The organism is Pseudoalteromonas mucoides (assembly GCF_049257175.1).
GTDB lineage: Bacteria > Pseudomonadota > Gammaproteobacteria > Enterobacterales > Alteromonadaceae > Pseudoalteromonas.
Genome location: NZ_JBMMUC010000003.1, coordinates 332,441 through 352,426 on the forward strand (window position 1 = coordinate 332,441; position 19,986 = coordinate 352,426).

Annotated in this window: 16 protein-coding genes; 11 read left to right on the plus strand and 5 right to left on the minus strand. The window is 41.2% G+C overall.

Translation table 11 applies throughout. The features are described from left to right. Both AAEU30_RS04915 and sixA read right to left on the minus strand, forming a co-directional pair. Window positions 1-351, minus strand: coding sequence for a RidA family protein (locus tag AAEU30_RS04915; protein ID WP_421959559.1), 351 nt, complete (start codon window positions 349-351; stop codon window positions 1-3). 102 nt (window positions 352-453) lie between these two features. Beyond that, a complete protein-coding gene (gene sixA, locus AAEU30_RS04920; protein ID WP_421959560.1) occupies window positions 454-930 on the minus strand; it encodes a phosphohistidine phosphatase SixA in 477 nt (158 codons plus the stop codon). Window positions 931-1,106: 176 nt separating this feature from the next. On the opposite strand from sixA, the gene AAEU30_RS04925 reads away from it, so the two are divergent. Beyond that, the gene (locus tag AAEU30_RS04925; protein ID WP_421959561.1) at window positions 1,107-3,827 is read left to right on the plus strand and encodes an insulinase family protein; all 2,721 of its coding nucleotides are present in this window, start codon (window positions 1,107-1,109) and stop codon (window positions 3,825-3,827) included. 169 nt (window positions 3,828-3,996) lie between these two features. Continuing rightward, window positions 3,997-6,129, plus strand: a complete 2,133-nt coding sequence (locus AAEU30_RS04930; protein ID WP_421959600.1) for a putative bifunctional diguanylate cyclase/phosphodiesterase — start codon at window positions 3,997-3,999, stop codon at window positions 6,127-6,129. A gap of 353 nt (window positions 6,130-6,482) precedes the next feature. Here AAEU30_RS04930 and efpL read toward each other — a convergent pair whose 3' ends face one another. Beyond that, window positions 6,483-7,055, minus strand: coding sequence for an elongation factor P-like protein EfpL (gene efpL / locus AAEU30_RS04935; protein WP_421959562.1), 573 nt, complete (start codon window positions 7,053-7,055; stop codon window positions 6,483-6,485). Between the two features lie 192 nt (window positions 7,056-7,247). Between efpL and AAEU30_RS04940 the strand changes: the two genes are divergently transcribed. Continuing rightward, a complete protein-coding gene (locus AAEU30_RS04940; RefSeq protein WP_421959563.1) occupies window positions 7,248-7,634 on the plus strand; it encodes an MmcQ/YjbR family DNA-binding protein in 387 nt (128 codons plus the stop codon). A gap of 179 nt (window positions 7,635-7,813) precedes the next feature. Here AAEU30_RS04940 and fadJ read toward each other — a convergent pair whose 3' ends face one another. Together fadJ and fadI are read right to left on the minus strand one after the other, a co-directional pair. Continuing rightward, window positions 7,814-10,087, minus strand: a complete 2,274-nt coding sequence (fadJ, locus tag AAEU30_RS04945) for a fatty acid oxidation complex subunit alpha FadJ (RefSeq protein ID WP_421959564.1) — start codon at window positions 10,085-10,087, stop codon at window positions 7,814-7,816. After that, window positions 10,087-11,397, minus strand: a complete 1,311-nt coding sequence (fadI, locus tag AAEU30_RS04950) for an acetyl-CoA C-acyltransferase FadI (protein WP_421959565.1) — start codon at window positions 11,395-11,397, stop codon at window positions 10,087-10,089. The genes fadJ and fadI overlap by 1 nt, the downstream gene beginning before the upstream one ends. A gap of 286 nt (window positions 11,398-11,683) precedes the next feature. Here fadI and AAEU30_RS04955 point away from each other — a divergent pair, with 286 nt between their 5' ends. The 8 genes from AAEU30_RS04955 (at window position 11,684) to AAEU30_RS04990 (ending at window position 19,954) form a co-directional block, all read left to right on the plus strand. Next, on the plus strand, window positions 11,684-12,640 hold the full coding sequence (locus AAEU30_RS04955) for an AAA family ATPase (protein WP_421959566.1): 957 nt from the start codon (window positions 11,684-11,686) through the stop codon (window positions 12,638-12,640). Between the two features lie 3 nt (window positions 12,641-12,643). After that, window positions 12,644-13,588 (plus strand): DUF58 domain-containing protein, encoded by a 945-nt coding sequence (locus AAEU30_RS04960; protein ID WP_421959567.1) that lies wholly within the window; start codon window positions 12,644-12,646, stop codon window positions 13,586-13,588. 2 nt (window positions 13,589-13,590) lie between these two features. Then, entirely contained in the window at window positions 13,591-14,028 is a 438-nt protein-coding gene (locus AAEU30_RS04965) for a DUF4381 domain-containing protein (protein ID WP_421959568.1), read from the plus strand. Next, complete coding sequence (locus AAEU30_RS04970) at window positions 14,021-15,007, plus strand: vWA domain-containing protein (protein ID WP_421959569.1); 987 nt, start codon at window positions 14,021-14,023, stop codon at window positions 15,005-15,007. The genes AAEU30_RS04965 and AAEU30_RS04970 overlap by 8 nt, the downstream gene beginning before the upstream one ends. Then, window positions 15,007-16,914, plus strand: coding sequence for a vWA domain-containing protein (locus tag AAEU30_RS04975; protein WP_421959570.1), 1,908 nt, complete (start codon window positions 15,007-15,009; stop codon window positions 16,912-16,914). Before AAEU30_RS04970 ends, AAEU30_RS04975 begins: the two co-directional genes overlap by 1 nt. Continuing rightward, window positions 16,908-18,545, plus strand: a complete 1,638-nt coding sequence (locus AAEU30_RS04980) for a BatD family protein (protein ID WP_421959571.1) — start codon at window positions 16,908-16,910, stop codon at window positions 18,543-18,545. The genes AAEU30_RS04975 and AAEU30_RS04980 overlap by 7 nt, the downstream gene beginning before the upstream one ends. Before the next feature lie 63 nt (window positions 18,546-18,608). Continuing rightward, window positions 18,609-19,166, plus strand: coding sequence for a sigma-70 family RNA polymerase sigma factor (locus tag AAEU30_RS04985; RefSeq protein ID WP_087531781.1), 558 nt, complete (start codon window positions 18,609-18,611; stop codon window positions 19,164-19,166). Then, entirely contained in the window at window positions 19,166-19,954 is a 789-nt protein-coding gene (locus tag AAEU30_RS04990) for a DUF3379 family protein (protein ID WP_421959572.1), read from the plus strand. Before AAEU30_RS04985 ends, AAEU30_RS04990 begins: the two co-directional genes overlap by 1 nt. Window positions 19,955-19,986: the final 32 nt, after the last annotated feature.

The window sequence follows — 19,986 nt, forward strand, 5'->3', positions numbered from 1 at the left end:
TTATTTCACAGCCGCGACGACTGATATTTCAACTAATAATGCTTCTCGAGCCATTTTAGCTTCCACGCAAGCACGCGCGGGAGCATGTCCTTGGGGAACCCATGCATCCCACACTGCATTCATATCTGCAAAGTACTCCATACTTTTGACATAAATTGTCGCACTAAGCATGTGCTCTTTTGAGCTACCCGCTTCATCTAAAAGTGCTTCTACTTTATCTAACATGGTTTGGGTTTGCTCTTTAATGCCTTGCTCTGCATCTGCACACACTTGGCCGCACAAATACACTGTGCCGTTATGTTTAACAATGCGGCTCATACGCGCACCTGTTTGAAGACGTTCGATACTCATGGTCACTCTCTATCAATTAGTTTGCGCTAATTTAGCAAAATTATGCCGATGAAGTTAACTTTTCGCATTGAAATAATTTCAAATTACAATGAGATACATACATTAAGCTATGACATTTGCTGGAGCATGAATACTCACATACTGGCTTGTTTGATTAGTGTCGTCATACTGAATGACAGCCACAGCCCCAGTATTAAAGATGGGCATATTACCCTTGCTTAATTGATCAACCATGTAGCTGACTATCGGCATGTGCGCCACTACCAGCCAAGTATCACACTCAGGGTGTAATGCTATTAAGGTTTCAAGGTAATCGGCCGCAACTTGCGGATTTCCCTCTGGGGTAATATCAGTACAGGTTTCTTCAAATAAAAACGCGTTATTCTTTTTAACGCCGTGCGCTGTTTGCTGAGCCCTTATAAAAGGACTCACTAATAACGCTGTTGGAGTATGGGTTGCGTGCAGCCACTTACCCATTTTTTCAGCTTGTTGTTGGCCAACTAAGGTCAAATTTCTACTTGCATCGTCAGCTTGCATCGGTGTTGCTTCGCCGTGGCGCATAATTAGGATTGTTTTCATAAAAAATCAACCGATTAAAGAATATAAAACAGTAGCCAGTTTGCCCGTTTGTCCGCTATATTAAAGCAATATAACCTATCGCTTATGATATTCAGGTATTAAGGCATTGCATTAAAACACAGCCCTGAAGATATCATGTGTTGTAAACAAGTAAACGTAAGTTTCAGGAGCATCATTTGAATATCAGCCGTAATGATAACAGAACATACCACTCCCTAACACTGGACAATGGTCTAAAAGTCCTGTTAGTGCAAGATAAAGATTCAACTAAAGCTGCCGCTTCAATGGCTGTTAATGCCGGACACTTTGATGATCCCGATGATAGGCAAGGCTTAGCACACTTTTTAGAGCACATGCTGTTTTTAGGCACTGACCAATTTCCTGAATCAAATAGCTTTAGTAACTTTGTGTCCCAATCTGGTGGCAATACGAATGCGTGGACAGGAACTGAACACACCTGTTACTTCTTTGATATTAATAATCAAGAGTTTGAACATGCTCTCACTCAGTTTAGTCGCTTTTTTATCGCGCCACTTTTGAGCCCAGCTGAAACAGAAAAAGAACGTAATGCCATAGAAGCTGAATTTAAATTAAAAATTAAAGATGATGGGCGCCGTATATATCAAGCACACAAAGAAACCGTTAACCCGGCTCACCCTTTTGCTAAATTTTCTGTCGGTAATTTACAAACCTTAGCGGATCGTGAACTATGTATAAGTGATGAGTTAAGAGCTTTTTTTGACACCCATTATCAAGCTCAGTGGATGACTCTCGTTGTTTGTGCAAATGCTGAAATAGCACAAATGCAACACTGGGTAACGGCGCTGTTTAGTGATATCAAAGGCGCTAATGCTACAAAGCCGCCGATAGAAGCTCAACTCTACCGCGAGCAAGATTTATGTAAAGTGTTACATATTGAGCCTCATAAACATATGCAAAAGCTCATTGTTAGCTTTGCAATGCCCAATATTGATGAGTTTTATCGTCATAAAACCGTCAGCTTTATTGCCCACCTCTTAGGGTATGAAGGGCAAGGATCCTTATATTCCATTTTAAAAGAGCAAGGCTGGATCAATGCCCTTTCCGCAGGTGGCGGAATAAATGGTAGTAATTTTAAAGATTTTAATATCAGTATGGCACTGACAGATGAAGGCATTGAGTACTATGAAGATATCGTCGAAATGGTGTTTGAATACATATGCTTAATTAATCAAAATATCGACAAGCTACCACGACTTTATCAAGATAAGAAAAACCTATTAAAAATAGCGTTTGATAACCAAGAAAAAGCACGGCTCATAGATTGGGTAAGTAATTTAAGCGTTAATATGCAACATTACGACGAAGCTAACTATGTGCAAGGTGATTATTTAATGGAGGGGTTTAATCAGCATGCCCACGAAATAGCCATGCAGTGGTTAGTACCACACAATATGCGTTTGGTACTCATTCACCCCGATGTTGAACCAGAGCATAAAACTCAGTGGTATCACACACCTTATCGTGTAGAAGGATTATCGAGCTGTTGGCTCGAAGCGCTTAGTGAAATCAACACACCACTGCCTGAAATGTTATTGCCAACGGCAAATCCTTATTTAACCAAAGACGTCGTCTTATTTGATGTGCAGCAGCCACAAACTAAACCTGTGCTATTAGTGCAAGAACCTGGTTTTGATTTTTGGTTTAAACAAGACAACACTTTTCGGGTCGCTAAAGGGCACTTTTACTTAGCTATGGACTCTGATTATGCGGTTAAAGATATTAAACACATGGCACTAACACGGCTATTTGCTGATTTATTTATGGATAGCGTAGCCGAACAATTTTACCCAGCTGAATTAGCAGGCTTGAGCTACCATTTAACCTCGCACCAGGGCGGACTAACACTGCATACTGCGGGCTTATCATCAAGCCAATTGGAGCTTGTAGATGAGCTACTAGATGCCCTGTTTAACGTTGATATCTGTGCCAAACGCTTCGCTGAATATAAAAAGCAGTTGGTACGCCATTGGCGAAATAGCAACCAAAACAAACCAGTTGGCGAGTTATTCAGTGTGCTTGGCGCGAAAGTCATGCCATGGAACCCTGAACCTGAAGAGCTCGCCACGGCGTTAAAAGACACCAGCTTTCATCAGTTTAACTGCTTTCGAAAAGAGTTTTTTAAAGCACTACATGTTGAGTCTTTCTTACACGGGAACTGGCGAGAAAGCGATGCGAAAGAATTCCAAAAAGAAGTGGCAAATCACTTAGCCAAGTCTGCAACGATTGCAGATTTAACACGCCCGTTGTACGAAATTGATAAAATTACCCGTGCCCAGCTGGAGTTAAATTGCAGTGATAACGCTATGGTGATCTATTACCAAGCATTAACTGGCGAAGTAGACGAAAAAATTAAAATGATGGCTTTAAACCATTTAATTAATCATGATTACTTTAATGAGCTGCGCACCAAGCAACAATTAGGTTACTTAGTAGGAGCTGGGTATGCGCCCTTTAATACTCGCGCCGGCATTGCTTTTTATGTCCAGTCACCAAATTATAGTACGACAACATTGCTTGAACGACATAATGAATTTTTAGCCAACTTTGTTAAAAATCTGGACTCCATAAATGAGCAACAGTGGCAAATGCAAAAACACGGCCTTAAAACTCACATAGCTGAAAAAGATAAGAACTTACGTTTACGCTCACAACGGTTGTGGCTTGCGATTGGTAATCGAGATCATCAATTTCATATGCAGAAAAAACTGTTAAGCGCACTAAACGAGCTCACGTTATCACAAATGAAAAACTATATACTTGCAACTTTCGATGATAATAGAGCAAGATATGAGCTTTTAAGTGTGGCTAAATTAAAGAAACAAACAAAAGACGCTATTTACTCGCATTCTCTTTGACACAACCTAGCGCTTCTATTAAATTATCTGGTGAAAATTAAAGAAGCGCATAATGAAAATTAAAAATATAATAAAAAAAATAACATCAAAATTTACATTATTTGTATTGTTACTCCTCAGCTATAGTCCTTTATCATATAGTGAGCAGTTATTTGATCATAAAACGACCATGATTTACATACCAAGTGCTTTTGTGGCGCTGGTTTTACCCTACCTGTTATTTACAATCCATAGGTTGCGTCGCTCGCGTAAGCAACTACGCATCTCCGAGCACCGTTTAAAAAGCACCGTTGAAGGTAGTGGCGATACTCTATGGGATTGGAATATTGATTCAGGTACCGTACTGCGTATTAATGACAAATACATGATGGATAAAAACACGGCAAGTGATTTTCCGCCTAATAAGTCCCTTATTCATCCAAATGATTTATCCAGTGTTGAACTTTTACTCAAACAGCACTTTGCTGAGCAAACGGCCTTTTTTGAAGCAAGTTACCGTATTAAAGATAGTTTCGGCCGTTGGCGCTGGGTACTTGACCGCGGCAAAATCATCGAAAAAGATGCAAGCCTTAATCCATTACGGATGACCGGCACTGTCCGTGACATTTCTTTATTAAAATCAACTGAAGCCCGCTTAAATCTATTTGCAAAATGTGTTGAATCACTTACTGATGCACTGGCTATTTACGATAAAAATTTCAATTTGGTTGATTTAAATCCTAGCTTTTTGAGCCAATTTGGTGGCAACCGTGAAAACTACCTAAATAAGCCTTTCAGCCTGCAGGGCTATGAAGAGAGTTATATAGAAGAAATAAAAAATACCGTGCGTCGCACCGAGCATTGGCAACAAGAAGTTAAACTGCGTAATAGTGATCGTAAAGTATTGCCTATTGAAATTTCAATCGACGAAATCAAAAACGAATACAATCAAATCTGTAACTACGTGGTGGTATTTTCAGATTTAACAGAGCGCAAAAAAGCTGAATCGCAGTTACATAATTTATCAAACCGAGATAGAACCACAGGCTTACCTAATCGTAACTTGTTTTTTACTGATCTAAAAAAACTGGCAAAACAAGACGAGCATCATGCCTTATTAGTATTCGATTTAGATAACTTCAAAAAAATCAATGACTCACTAGGCCATCAACTGGGTGACAGCTTACTGGCTAAACTCGCGATGCGATTGAACAAGCTTACCCGTGAAAAAGATGTATTTTACCGCTTAGGTGGCGATGAGTTTGCCCTTGTAATGTCTGGTACAAATGACATTCATACCATTACCCGCATGGCAAAACAGTTTTTAGCAGCAATTGCTACACCATTTAAAATGGCCGGCCATGAATTAGTAATCACGTCAAGCTTAGGTATAGTGCTATTCCCTGAAGATGGTAATACGCCAGAGCTGTTACTTAAAAACGCCGATACGGCCATGTATCACGCAAAAAAGAAAGGTAATAGTTACCTATTCTTTAACGATACAATGAATCGCCAAGCTGTTAAACGCTTACAAATCGAAAACTTAATGCGATTTGGCTTAAAAGAAGATCATTTTGAGGTTTATTACCAACCGAAAATGAACATTCGTACTGGCAAATTTACCGGTATGGAAGCCCTTGTTAGGTTTATTACACCAAAAAAAGGCATTATTAGCCCAGGCGTGTTTATCCCTATTGCCGAAGAAACAGGACAAATTATTGAAATAGGTGAAGTGGTATTAAACAAAGCTTGTCGTGATGTGAAAGAGTGGCTCGATGCTGGTTTATTTAACGGCAGAGTAGCGGTAAATTTGTCAGCAAAACAATTTAGCTTGCCAGATTTAACCACGCGTATTGACGTGATTTTACAAAAAAATGCACTACCGTCTTACTTTTTAGAGCTTGAGATCACTGAAGGTACTGTAATGGATGACCCACAAGACGCTATATCGATTATGCGTTCACTCAGTGCACGCGGTATTCACTTAGCTATGGATGACTTTGGCACAGGCTATTCATCACTTGCATACTTAAAGCAATTTCCACTTAATACGTTAAAAGTTGATAAAGCATTTATTGATGATATGGAAAATGAACGTGGCCGCAATATGGTTGACTCGATTGTCACTATTGCCCACAACTTAGATTTACATGTTGTTGCAGAAGGTGTTGAAGAAGCACAGCAAATAGCAATTTTAGAGCAACTTAATTGCGAAACTATGCAAGGTTATTATTACTCTAAGCCATTATCAAAAACCGAATTTACCGCATTTTTGCAAAAACAACTTAATGAATCAGCGCCAAGTTTAATCCATCAAGCTTAAGGGCGCCAAATGCACGCATTGACCCCAACACCCCGTAATAGAGCTCTACGGTAATGCACGTTAAATAAACACCATGCTATCGGTCCTAGCAAGCCTGCAAGCATAACCCAGCGCTTAACCGGCATGCCTTTTTTGATTACTTCTAAATACATAATTGCGATAAAAATTGCGCTTATCAAAAAATACAAAATAGACCTTAATGAAACTGATTAAAAATAAAGCGCGCAGTGTAACTTATGTGCAATGTCGTTTAAACTCTAATATATGAATAATGGGTATTCGTGTCATTCATAATAGATACAAAAAAAGCCGATGTTGTATCGGCTTTCAATCGCTATTTAATGAGCTAAAGGTTACTTTTCAGCACGGCCCATAAATTTATGTTCAGCTGTATTAATACGGATGCGGTCACCCGTTGAAATATGTTCAGGCACTTGAATAGTTAAACCAGTTGATAAACGTGCTGGTTTAGAACGTGCGCTGGCTGATGCCCCTTTAATAGATGGATCTGTTTCTTCAACTACCAGCTCAACACTTGATGGTAAGTCTAAGCCCACAGGTGCGCCATCAATCACAATAACGTGTACGCCTTGTGTTTCTTCATTAACAAATAAAATCTCTTCGCTGATAGCGTCTTTATTTAGATTATATGGCGTGTAGTCTTCGTTATCCATGAACACGTATTCATCGCCATCGATATAAGAAAACATTGACTCACGGCGAATTAAGTCAGCAAGCTTTAGCATATCACTGTCTTTAAACGTTTCGTCAACTTTCGCACCTGTTACTACATCATATAGACGCATGCGGTATAAACTACCACCAGCGCGACCTTGGGGCACAGAACGAACAATATCTTTAACCACTAAAGCGCGGTTATTGAACTCAATGGCAGTACCTTTTTTAACTTCACTTGCCTTAGGCATTAGTGTATTCCTATAATTTTTAAATCATCAGAAACATACCACGAAGTTATTTTTCTGCAACAAGAAAATCCCAGCAAGTAACGTTATGATTGATTATTCTAATAAATTATACCTATTGGACGTTTTTTCATGACTAAACTACGAAAAAGCTGCTATGGTTAAGATACCGTAAATGACTTCAAGGACTGGATCATGGATCAACACACAGCACATGAGTATTTAACAACTAAGCCTCTGGTTATGGTTACCAAACCCTTTGGCCAAGAAGTTGATGTATATAAAGTAAATCATAAAATGTTTGCTACATTATCGGTCGGTAATGAAGGCGAAACAGATGAAGATGGCAACCTAATTTGGTGGATGAATTTAAAATGCGACCCGGATGAAGCACAAGCTCTACGGGATATTTTTCCTTCAGTGATACCAGGCTATCATATGAATAAACGGTTATGGAATACTGTTATTCTGGATGGCTCTATCCCGCAAGGCGAAATTGAGCGCATGATTGATAATTCATTTAGTTTAGTTGTAGCAAACATGCCTGAAAAAGATCGCAAAGCGATCGAGATTCACATGTGATGCATCTATTGCACTGGGCACCTCGCTTAGTGCAATACTTTCCCCACAAGTTTTCTTTTTAAATACACACCTCGACTATGGATAAAACAGTCTTTATGCAATGTAATTTTATGCGTTAGTGATTTTATGTAGGCATAAAAAAACGCACCTCAAGGGTGCGCTTTTAGCAGATTTAAACCTTAAGCCTTTTTATCGTCTTGTTGTTTTTCATCTGCGGTTTCATCTTCACTCTCAGGCTCAGGAGCTTGCGTGATAATAACTTCATCCGTTGCAACGTCAACTGACGACTCTTCAACAACGCTTGGTTGTTTTTCAGTTTGAGGTGCGCTGTCTGTTGTAGCTACAGGCTCAACCTGATAAAAACTCGCGCCTTTATCTGCCATATCGACCAAGGTATCACAAGGGGTAAATACAGGGTTGTAGTTAGCAAAGGTCGCCATTTCTGAGCTCACTTTACTTGCGCCAAGTTTATCCATATAGCTAAATGGGCCGCCCAAGAATGGTGGGAAGCCAATACCAAATATCGCACCAATGTCGCCATCACGTGGGCTTGCAATAATACCATCATCTAAACAACGCACGGCTTCATTGAGCATTTGGGCTACACAACGCTTAGCAATTTCACTTTTGTTTAAACGTGGAGATGGGCTTACACCAAGTAACTCATAGATTGACTCATCCACTTTCTTGGCTTTTTTATCATAAATATAAAAACCACGGCCAGTTTTACGACCTAAGCGTTTTGCATCAATTAAACGGCTAAATGCATCAGGGGCTTTAAAGCGCTCACCCAGTTCCTTTTCAAGAATTGGGGCTATTTTAGAGCCAATATCAATACCAACTTCATCCAATAATGCCAACGGCCCAACAGGGAAACCAAATTCTACAAGTGCCGCATCAATTTTATCAATTGGCTCACCCGCTAGCAGTAAATTAGCCGCTTCGTTTACATAAGGCGCTAAAATACGGTTTACATAAAACCCTGCCATGTCTTTAACAACAATCGGTGTTTTGCCTTGCTTACGGGCAAAGTTTACCACGCGAGCAATAGTTTCTTGAGACGTACCTTCATGCGGGATGATTTCGACCAGTGGCATTTTTTCAACTGGTGAAAAGTAATGTAAGCCAATTACATTTTCAGGACGTGTGGCCTCTGCCGCTATTTGTGAAATAGGCAGTGATGAGGTATTGCTGGCAAAAATAGTGTTGTCTTGGCATTGCTGTTCAACATCAGCAACCATACCTTGTTTAAGACTTAGATCTTCAAATACCGCTTCAATAACAATATCAATGTGTTTAAAGCCACTGTAATTAGTCGTACCGGTTATTTTACTCATGGTTTGCTGTAGGTCAGCTTTAGATAAAATACGACGCTTTTGCTTTTTATCTAAAATTTTGTAGCTGTAGTTCATGGCATTACTAATGCCCTGCTCTGCTACATCTTTAATACGCACTGGCACGCCCGCTTTAACAGCACTCACATGAGTAATACCTGCGCCCATTAAGCCACCGCCTAATACAGCAGCTTTTTCAATGGCTGGAGCATCATCGTTGCGCCACTCTTTTTTCATCTCTGTGGTTGCAAAAAAGATCCCACGCAGTGATTTTGATTCATCACTCATCACCAAGGTTGCAAAACCTTCGGCTTCTGTTTTGTACGCTTTTAATTCATCAAGCTCAACACTTGCACGCACTGCTTTAATGATTGCCAATGGTGCTGGGTAATGACCACCAGTTTTCTTCAGCACGTTTTCTTGAGCTTTTTTAAAGATGATATTACGGCCAAATGGGTTTGACTCAAGCAATTGGCTAATACGGTCAAGCTTGGGTTTTGGCGCTTTTGCTTTGCCTTTTAAAGCAAACTCTTTCGCCACACGCAGTAAAACAGTCTGCGGTACGCAGTCATCCACTAAACCTGCTTTCTTAGCTTGCTTAGCACGAACCTGCTTACCGGTTAGCATCCACTCAAGGGCTTTTTGTAGCCCAACTAATTTTGGTAAACGTTGTGTGCCACCGCCACCAGGCAATAAGCCAAGTTGTACTTCTGGCAGGCCTAATTTAGTTATATCGCTGTTTGAACACACACGATAATCGCACGCTAGTGCAAACTCTAAACCACCACCGAGAGCTGCACCATGAATAGCACTGACCGTTGGGAATGGTAGTTTTTTCATATCAAAAAACGCACGATGACACAGCTCACTGATTGCTAGTGCATCTTCACGTTTTTCAACGTTATCAAGCATTTTTACATCAGCACCGGCAATAAAGTTATCGCTCTTACCGCTGATAAATACCATACCTTTCACTGCTTGTTGTTTTGCATCATCAAGCAGTGCTTTTAAATCATCGGCAAAGGTATCGCGCAGGGTGTTCATTTTTTCACCCGGCACATCAATAGTTACAACGGCTAAACCGTCTTCAATTTCTAAACTAAATACTGAATCTGTCATTACGCACTCTCCAATACAAAAGCTGCACCTAAACCACCCGCCGCACAGGCTGTAGTCAGGGCTAAACCACCGCCACGGCGGTTAAGTTCGTGTAAGCTTTGAGTGATAAGTCGTGCGCCAGTTGCTGCAAATGGGTGTCCATATGCAAGCGAGCCGCCCATCACGTTAAACTTATCCATGTTAATTTCACCAATGGCTTTACTGCGGCCAAGTTTTTCTTGGGCAAACTTATCTGATGCAAACATTTTCATGTTAGCAAGTGTTTGCGCTGCAAATGCTTCATGCATTTCAATTAAATCTAGATCACCCAGTGTGATCCCTGCTCTATCAAGGGCAATCGGTGTTGAATGTGCAGGACCCATCAGCATGTCTTCATGCACACCAATAGCTGAAAAGGCAAAGCTACGTACATAACCTAAAATATTGTAGCCTAACGCTTTTGCTTTGCTTTCGCTCATCATTAATACAGCTGCCGCACCATCGGTTAATGGTGTAGAGTTTGCAGCGGTAACTGATCCATGTTGACGGTCAAATGCAGGTTTTAATTTAGCATAACCTTCAACGGTTGAGTTATGGCGAATATTATTATCTTGTTCGATAAAGCTCTTATAAGGTGGTAAATGCGCTGTCATTACTTCTTCCGCTAATTTGCCATCAGCCCATGATTGGCTGGCAAGCGAATGTGAACGATGTGCTAACGCATCTTGATCTGCACGGCTAATATTATGCGTTTTAGCCATTTGCTCAGCGGTTTGGCCCATTGATAAGCCTGTTGAATACTCGGCCACTGCTGGCGGTACTGGCATTAAATCTTTTAAACGCAGCTTTGAAAATATTTTTAAACGCTGGCTAAAAGTACGCGCTTTGTTTAAGTCAACCAAGCTACCCGCCAGTTTTTTGCTTACACCGATAGGTAACACTGAAGAAGAATCTGCGCCACCGGCAACACCTACTTGGACAGAACCGGCCATTATTGACTCAGCAACATTCGCAATGGCCTGAAAGCTAGTCGCGCATGCACGAGACACTGAATAAGCATCAACCGATACCGGCATACCTGTGCCTAACACAATTTCGCGAGCAATATTTGGCGCTTCAGGCATTTGTACCACTTGGCCAAATACCAATTGATCAATTTCTGACTTATCAAAATTTAAGCGTTCTAGCATTTCATTAACCACTAGTTTACCCATATCAAGGGCTGTTACATGATGGAATGCAGTTGCTTGTTTTGCGAACGGTGTACGTAAACCACTAACGATGGCGATACGATCGCCTTTTGCTGTTTTAAGTATGTTTTGCTCAGACATTTATGCTCTCCCGCTGACAGGTCTGACCTGTTTGTTTTCCTCGATTCTAAACAACCCGTGTACTAAAGCCAATAGCGAAATTGAAAATAGTGTAATTAGTTACCAACAATAGGCTTTTTTTTAACTATTTACAAAATTATCGGTTCTTTATATGTTAGGGTAAAAATCGTTAAAAAATAACGAACTATTTTGTAAAATTAGGTCTAACACTTGTGTTTTACCCTATTTACCCATATTACAAGTTAAGCTTTTTTAAACCCGTGCTAACGAGGATACTCTTTTTACTATGGCCGCTAACGCTTTTTCACAACTAAAAACTTACTTAGATAGCCAAATTATTGGCCAGCCAGAATTAACTCAAGCATTACTGATCGCCATTTTAGCCGATGGCCACTTATTAGTAGAAGGCCCGCCAGGGCTTGCAAAGACTCGTGCTGTAAATGCATTAGCCAAAGGTGTTGAGGGCTCATTTCAACGCGTACAGTTTACGCCTGACTTGTTACCTGCGGATGTAACCGGTACTGACATCTACCGCCAGCAAACCAGTGAATTTGTATTTGAAAAAGGCCCCCTATTTCATAACCTAATTTTAGCCGATGAAATAAACCGTGCCCCAGCCAAAGTTCAATCTGCATTATTAGAAGCGATGGCTGAACGCCAAGTTACTGTGGGGAAAAATACCTACCCACTGTCTGATTTGTTTATGGTAATGGCAACACAAAATCCGCTAGAGCAAGAAGGTACTTATCCATTACCAGAAGCCCAACTTGATCGCTTTTTATTACACTTAAGCATTAATTACCCAGGGGCTGAGCATGAGCGTGATATTTTACGTCTTACCCGCGGTGAAGCATTAAGTGAACATCAAGTACCAGAACAACAAATAAGCCAAGCAGATTTATTTGCCGCCCGTAAAGATATTTTAGGTTTATATCTTGCCGAGCCACTTGAACAGTATTTAGTGCAACTGATTATTGCCACCCGAGAAGGTGCACAATTTGACGAACAACTAGGTCGCTGGATTGAATATGGCGCAAGCCCACGAGCAACAATCGCTCTTGATAAATGCGCGCGCGCGCACGCTTGGCTACATGGTCGCGACTTTGTTGCACCTGATGATATTCAAGCCGTGCTGCATAATGTATTACGTCACCGTATTATATTAAGTTATGAAGCCCAAGCAGATGGCGTAACAAAAGATCAAGTGATCAGCCGTATTTTAGAACTTGTTGCCGTACCCTAAATTATGCAAAGCGAATTAGATAATCAAAGCTGGCTTAAAACCAGCCACAGTCATGGCGTAAACTTAGCGTTAAAAGAGCTAATGTATTATAAAGCTAAGGCTCGGCTTTTAGAGCTTGCACCCAAAGTAAAAATTAAAAACAGTTTAACAGGACAATACCTAGCACCGCATAAAGGGCGTGGTATGGAGTTTGCCGAAGTACGTCATTATCAGCAAGGTGATGATATTCGCTCTATTGATTGGCGCGTTACTGCACGTACAGGTGAAACCCACACTAAGTTGTTTCAAGAAGAAAAAGAGCGACCAGTATTTGTTTTTACTGATTTTTCTAATTCGATGTTGTTTGGCTCAAAGTTATTATTAAAATCAATACAAGCCGCGCACATTAGTGCGTTAGTTGCGTGGTCAGCCTGCCAACGAGGTGATCGTATTGGCGGTATCGTATTTAATCAGCACGAACATTTAGAGCTAAAGCCCAGTGCCCGAGAAAAAGCTGTATTAAAACTTTGTCATAATCTATGTGATAGCCACCAACAGGCGCTTGCCAAGATTGACCAACCTGCAACAAATAATTTTAGTGATAATTTAAAACGCCTCAACCATTTAGCAAAGCCTGGTAGCCTGGTTTATTTGGTCTCAGATTTTAGCGCACTAGACGATGCTAGCTTTAAACAGCTCGAAATATTGAGCCGTCACTGTGAGTTAATTGGTTGTCATATTAGCGACCCATTTGAACACCAGCTACCTGCTTTTAAGCAAACCGTGACCGTCAACGCTAATGGAAGTGACTTTGCATTGCCGTTAATGGATAAAGGCTTTCGCGATACCTTTGCTAAAACGGCAGCTCAAGCATTTAGCACGCGAATGGACAGGTTAACTAAGTCAGGCCTTAATTTAATATCATTCAATGCAGCCTCTCCTTTAGAACTGCAGTTAGTGAGAAAGTAAATATGCAAGCATCCCCGTTAGATGGCCTTAATGATGTCATTGTGCCAGAGCAAGTAGCATGGTGGCCGCTGGCGCCAATTTGGTGGTTCATTATCGCTGCTATTGCTGTAGCCGCTATTTTATTAGCTATAAAACTATACCGTGATAACCAATTTAAAAAAGCAAAGCGTTACGCCATTGCACAAAGCGAGGCCGTAGCAAACGACAGCGCACAGCTACATATACTGATAAAACGTTTAGTTTTGCATTACTACAGCCCTGAACACGCCAGTGCTGGAACAAAAGAATGGTGTATCACTTTAAATAAACTCACTGAGCAACATTTTAGTGAAAAAGAACTCATGAGCCTTTATCAAGCAAATACAGCACAACCAGAGTTGGCTACCAAGCTAAAAGCTGGTATTAAACAATTTAAGCTTAAGGAGTCGCTAAATGTTTGAATTTAGTTGGCCTTGGCTATTTATGTTATTACCTTTACCACTACTATTACGCCTATTTAAACCCGCGACCAGTGACACACAAACGCAATTACGTATTCCTGGCTTTGCTAGGCATAATTTAGCAAGTCAGGTAGCAAAACAGCATCCACGTAACATTAATGTATTAGAATGGCTTATTTGGCTGTTACTAGTATGTGCTGTTGCAAACCCTACATGGCTTGATGAACCAATTACTCTGCCTAATGAAGGCCGCGACATTATGCTTGCAGTTGATTTGTCTGGCTCAATGACAGAGCAAGACATGGCTTATCAAGGGCAATATGTTGACCGCTTAACCATGGTCAAAGCCGTACTGAGTGACTTTATAGAGCAACGCCAAGGCGACCGCCTAGGGCTCATTTTGTTTGGTGATACCGCCTTTTTACAAACCCCACTCACACGAGATGTTAAAACGGTCAGCCAAATGCTTTCAGAAGCACAAATTGGTTTAGTAGGCCGCGCGACAGCAATCGGTGACGCGTTAGGGTTATCTGTAAAACGGTTTGCGAATAGAGATGAAAGTAATCGAATTGTAGTACTGCTTACTGACGGTCAAAACACCGCTGGTAACTTAGACCCAGAAGAAGCCCTACTTTTGGCACGTGAAGAAGGCATAAAAGTGTATACCATAGGTGTTGGCTCAGATAACCCACGCGGCTTTAGCTTATTTAATATGGGTGGAGCCAGTGGTGGCAGCTTAGATGAAAGTCTATTAAAACGCATTGCAGAACAAACCGGTGGTTTGTATTTTCGTGCTAAAGACGTGGCTGGATTACAACAAATTTACCAAGAGTTAGATAAACTCGAGCCAATCAGTGCTGATGAACAAACATTTAGGCCTCAGAGCTCACTGTTTTATATCCCTTTATTAATGGTACTCGCCATTGTCACCCTGCGAGTAATATTGATCACTGCCCGCACTTTTAAACAGGAGGCCTAATGGACTTTGAATTTATACGCCCAACTGTTTTATGGTTACTTATTCCCGTGGCCGCATTATTTATTATTGCGTTAATTAAGCATAAAAAAACCAACCAAGGTGAATTAATAGCCCCGCATTTGGCACAATTTGTTATGAGCTCTGAAAATAAAATGACCGGGCAACCCATGTGGTTAGTGGCATTATTTTGCGTATTAGCAGTGCTATTTAGTGCAGGTCCTAGCTTTGAAGAAAAACAAGTGCCTGTATTTCAGAGTAAAAATGCCCGCGTGATTGTAATGGATATGTCATTGTCAATGTACAGCACAGATATAGCCCCGAGCAGACTTGTCCAAGCTCGCTTTAAAGCACTTGATATGGTTGATCTGTTTAAAGAAGGCGACACAGCACTTGTCGCTTATGCAGGCACTGCTTACACAATTTCACCACTAACAAATGACGCAGCGACTCTTGAAAACTTAATTCCGAGTCTTAGCCCTGAGATCATGCCAGATAAAGGTTCAAACGTACTAGCAGGCCTAGACGAAGCAAAAGAGTTACTAACCCAAGCGGGTTATTTAGACGGCGATATTATTTTGATCACCGATGGCATTGAGCAAAATGAGCAATCTGATATTAATCAATTTACTGCGGCTAATCGTTACCGGCTCAATGTATATGGTGTAGGCACAGAGCAAGGCGCCCCGATAAAGTTACCTGAAGGCGGCTTTTTAAAAGACAGCTATGGTCAAATTGTCGTACCTACGATTAATACATCTCGCTTATCGAGTATTGCTAATAACAGCGGCGGAAAGTTTGCACTATATCAACCAAGCGCCCGTGATATTTCCGTATTCGCGCCCAGTGCCAATACTGAAACCCTCAAAGATGAAAAGCAAAGCCAAGCGTTATGGCGGATTGATGCGGGTATTTACGGTTTGTTTATTTTACTACCCTTAATGATGTGGTTTTTTAGAAAGAGTGCACTACTCGGCGCATTTATGATTATATGTTTTGTTCCTCAACAAAATGCCTATGCAGTAGAGTTACCCAGTATTTTTAAAAACCAAGACCAACGCGCATTAGAGGCCTATAAGCAAGGCGAATATGAACAGGCCGCAAGCGCTGCCGATTCAAGCCAACTTAAAGGGGCTGCACTTTATCAGCAAGGTGATTTTGAAGGTGCATTAAACGCATTTAGTCAAGATAGCAGCGCCACAGGTTTATATAATTATGGTAATGCCTTAGCCAAAGCCGGCAAATTAGATGAAGCGATTAACGCTTATAAACAAGCACAAGCATTGCAACCAAATTTTGACCAAGCCAAAGAAAACCAAGCCTTAGTGGAGCAGTTAAAAAACCAACAGCAACAAAACCAAGATTCACAGGATGGTGATCAAGGCGATAATCAAGAGCAACAGAACGACGAGCAAGGCCAAGATCAAAAAGATCAGAATGAATCACAGCAAGGTGAGCAGTCAAAACAAGACTCTCAATCGCAGCAAAACGATCAACAGGGCGAGCAATCTGACGAGCAAGATAAGTCGCAAGACGGCGAGCCTTCTGCTGAGCAAAGTGATGAGCAAAATAAGCCCGAGATGGAAGCAGAGCCTGATCAAGCACAACAAAGTGAATCAAACGATTCACAACAAACAGCAAATGAAGAGCAGCCTGAACCAAGTGAGCAAACTCAGCCGCAAATGAGCCCTGAGCAACAAAAGCAGGCAGAAGAAGCGGCAAAGCAACAAGCGATGCAAGCACAAGCTGCCCAGCTGACTAATGAAGAAAAAGAAAAAGCGCAGCAACTAAATCAATTGCTGCGTAAAGTGCCCGATGATCCTGCTATTTTGTTACGTAACAAAATGCAATTAGAAGCACAAAAACGAAACTATCAACGTCGTCCACAAGGAGTCGAAAAATCATGGTAATGCGATTATTTTGCTGTTTATTGCTTATCAGCGCTATGCCCCTGTGGGCTATGACACAACTACAAGCCAGTGTTGACAAAAACCCTGTGTTAGCCGGTGAGTTTTTTATGCTAACAATCAGCGCTGATGACACAATAAAGAACGATCAGCCCGACACATCAGTGCTATTAAAAGATTTTGTAGTTGGCCCGACGAGTGTAAGCACCCGCACCAATATCGTTAATGGCAGTATTTCTAAACAAACAAACTGGTCAATTAAATTGATGACCCGAAATGCTGGCGATTACACAATCCCAGCCTTTAATGTTGCAGGTATCAGCTCACAACCAATCTCATTGAAGGTGTCTGAGCGCAGCAAAGCAACGGAACAAAATAACGACATTTTTATAAAGTCATCCATGTCATCTGACTCTTTATTTGTGCAAGAAGCCGGTTTATACACAGTTAAACTCTACCTTGCAAAGGAGTTACTCGATGGTAATTTAACTGCGCCAAGTATGCCTGATGCGCAACTAAGTCAAATCGGAAAACAGCAAGAAGAATACGAGCTAGTTGATGGTAAACGCTATTTAGTGATCACGCGTGAGTATTTAGTACAACCGCAAAAAAGCGGGGTGTATAGCATTGAAGCCCCAGTATTTCAGGGTCGAGTTAGACAAAACTACCGCCAGTTAGAAGTATCAGCTATGGGTGAAAGTACCGATGTTGAGATCAAACCAATACCAAATGATTATCAAGGTGCGTGGTTACCCAGTGAGTTGGTTAACTTAGACGAGCAATGGCAACCAGACAGCGATACTGTCGAAGTAGGCACCCCCATTACCCGTACACTAACGCTTACTGCCTTGGGCATAACCAAAGAGCAGTTACCTGATATTGAACTCCCTGAGATCAACGGCATTCGTAGCTACCCTGATGAAAAAGAAAATAACCACCTTGTGCGTGATGGCCGTGTTATTTCGCAGCAAACTGCCTCGTATGCACTGTTACCACAAACGCCAGGTACATACACCCTACCTGAAGTCAGCGTACCTTGGTACAACACTAAAATTAAGCGTATTAGTTATGCAACTTTGCCTGCACGCACAATTACTGTTACGGCAAGTAGCCATTTACCTGCTGCAGTCCCTGCGATACCACAACAAACTGAAGACATGACACCGCTAAATGAAAACTCAACCAATATCAGCACAATAGCAGTAAATAAAACGCCAATGTGGTTAATCATTGTTTGTGTAATTGGTTACTTGCTGTGGCTAATCACCTTGTTACTTTGGTGGCGTAGTAAAACAACCCACAAGCCAAATACACAACCGCAGCATGTATCAACAATGGCAGCTCCTTCACTTAATGAGTTAAAAGCCAAGAGCAAAAGCAACGATCTGTCTGCATTTCATCACGCACTTAATCGATACGCAATAAAGGTGACTAAGCAATCAAATAACGCTATTGATGCTTTAATCGAGCAAGTAAATGATCAGCAACTTAGCGAACAAATTGCTAAACTAAGGGCTGCACTCTATAGTTCAAATAGTGAAACGGTTGATTTAAGTGTGATAATTAAAGCGTTAGAGCTACACACTCACTCAGCACAAAAAAATCAGAAAAATGTTTTAAAAGGACTTTATTAGTATACTCAACAGCTTGCATAGTAAATATGCAAGCAAACTATCCCTTAATATAAAAAAGTAATTATGCCGGGAAATAATAATTCTAAAAGTCAGGTCTTAGTTGATGTGGCAGAGAAAAAAGTACGTTATGAAAAACTTGTTCATGTTTATCATAGCGAATTATATCGCTTTGCCTATTGGTTATGCCGCGACCCTAATATAGCCGAAGATCTCGTTCAAGAAACTTTCTTGCGAGCTTGGCGTTCGCTTGATTCGCTATTGGATCAAAAAGCAGCTAAACCATGGTTATTGACGATTGTACGCCGTGAAAATGCACGGCGTTTTGAACGCAAACAATTTGATTACAGCGATGTAGAAAACGATACGATCGTCGATGAGAAAAGCGTAACGTTAGATGACGAAATGGAACAAACGGTGATCCAACGTCAAATCGCTAAATTATCTGATGAATACAAAGAGCCCTTATTACTACAAGTAGTTATGGGCTGCTCTGGAGATGAGATTGCTGATATTTTAGATTTAAACAAAAACACGGTAATGACCCGACTCTTCCGTGCCAGAAACCAGTTAAAAGAGGCGTTAAGCCGTGATGATGAACAACTTAAAGGGGCATCAAAGTAATGGATGATCTCGAGTTTCGTCGCCGAGTAATCGCACAGCCAAACAGTGAAGACCAGGATATTCTGGATTTTGCTGGGCAAGATCCTGAGCGACAAGAACTAATTGATCAAATGCAAGAGTTTGACAATGCATTGAACCAAGCACTGGATATTCCTGTGCCTGAAGGCTTAGCTGAGCGTATTTTAGCAAACACTGAACTGTACGCCGATGAGCATACTTCTGAACCAAGCACTGTAAGTAATGAGCCCGTTGCTGATAAGGCTGCGCAAAGTAATGTAATAGAAGCTAGCTCGCGTTTTAAGCTAGGTAAACTTCCTCTTGCTATGGCAGCTTCATTGCTAGTGGCAGTGGGTGCGTTTTTCTTTAGTAGCGAACAAAATGTTAATTATGGTGCAGGAGAACATGCACTTGCACATGTATATCATGAACTTGGCTCGTTAGAAAAAACAAACGAGATCAGTTTAGAGCGCGTAAATGAACAGTTTGCAAAGCTTGGTGGTGAACTAGAAGAGTTACCAGGTAAAGTAACTTACTTAATGTTTTGTGACTTCAAAGGACAACGTGGATTACACCTAGTATTTGAGTCCGAGCACGGGCCGATGACCGTCTTCATTGTCCCCTCAGAAAAACAATCTTTTGGCCATGGGGAAAGTGACTTCCACGATGAGCGGTTTGCTGGGCATATTGAGCGTGGACCTGGGGCAGATACTATATTAGTCGCCAGTTTAGGCAGCCCTGTTGATCGCTATACAGGTCGAATCAACGACGCCATTCGCTGGTTGCACTAAATGCTTACGTTGCCGCTGTTTCAGCGGCAACG

Bases quoted from the DNA above. Each gene is read 5' to 3' on its own strand.
- AAEU30_RS04915 (WP_421959559.1), bottom strand. From the start codon at position 351: ATGAGTATCGAACGTCTTCAAACAGGTGCGCGTATGAGCCGCATTGTT.
- sixA (WP_421959560.1), bottom strand. From the start codon at position 930: ATGAAAACAATCCTAATTATGCGCCACGGCGAAGCAACACCGATGCAA.
- AAEU30_RS04930 (WP_421959600.1), top strand. From the start codon at position 3,997: ATGATTTACATACCAAGTGCTTTTGTGGCGCTGGTTTTACCCTACCTG.
- efpL (WP_421959562.1), bottom strand. From the start codon at position 7,055: ATGCCTAAGGCAAGTGAAGTTAAAAAAGGTACTGCCATTGAGTTCAAT.
- AAEU30_RS04940 (WP_421959563.1), top strand. From the start codon at position 7,248: ATGGATCAACACACAGCACATGAGTATTTAACAACTAAGCCTCTGGTT.
- fadJ (WP_421959564.1), bottom strand. From the start codon at position 10,087: ATGACAGATTCAGTATTTAGTTTAGAAATTGAAGACGGTTTAGCCGTT.
- fadI (WP_421959565.1), bottom strand. From the start codon at position 11,397: ATGTCTGAGCAAAACATACTTAAAACAGCAAAAGGCGATCGTATCGCC.
- AAEU30_RS04955 (WP_421959566.1), top strand. From the start codon at position 11,684: ATGGCCGCTAACGCTTTTTCACAACTAAAAACTTACTTAGATAGCCAA.
- AAEU30_RS04960 (WP_421959567.1), top strand. From the start codon at position 12,644: ATGCAAAGCGAATTAGATAATCAAAGCTGGCTTAAAACCAGCCACAGT.
- AAEU30_RS04965 (WP_421959568.1), top strand. From the start codon at position 13,591: ATGCAAGCATCCCCGTTAGATGGCCTTAATGATGTCATTGTGCCAGAG.
- AAEU30_RS04970 (WP_421959569.1), top strand. From the start codon at position 14,021: ATGTTTGAATTTAGTTGGCCTTGGCTATTTATGTTATTACCTTTACCA.
- AAEU30_RS04975 (WP_421959570.1), top strand. From the start codon at position 15,007: ATGGACTTTGAATTTATACGCCCAACTGTTTTATGGTTACTTATTCCC.
- AAEU30_RS04980 (WP_421959571.1), top strand. From the start codon at position 16,908: ATGGTAATGCGATTATTTTGCTGTTTATTGCTTATCAGCGCTATGCCC.
- AAEU30_RS04985 (WP_087531781.1), top strand. From the start codon at position 18,609: ATGCCGGGAAATAATAATTCTAAAAGTCAGGTCTTAGTTGATGTGGCA.
- AAEU30_RS04990 (WP_421959572.1), top strand. From the start codon at position 19,166: ATGGATGATCTCGAGTTTCGTCGCCGAGTAATCGCACAGCCAAACAGT.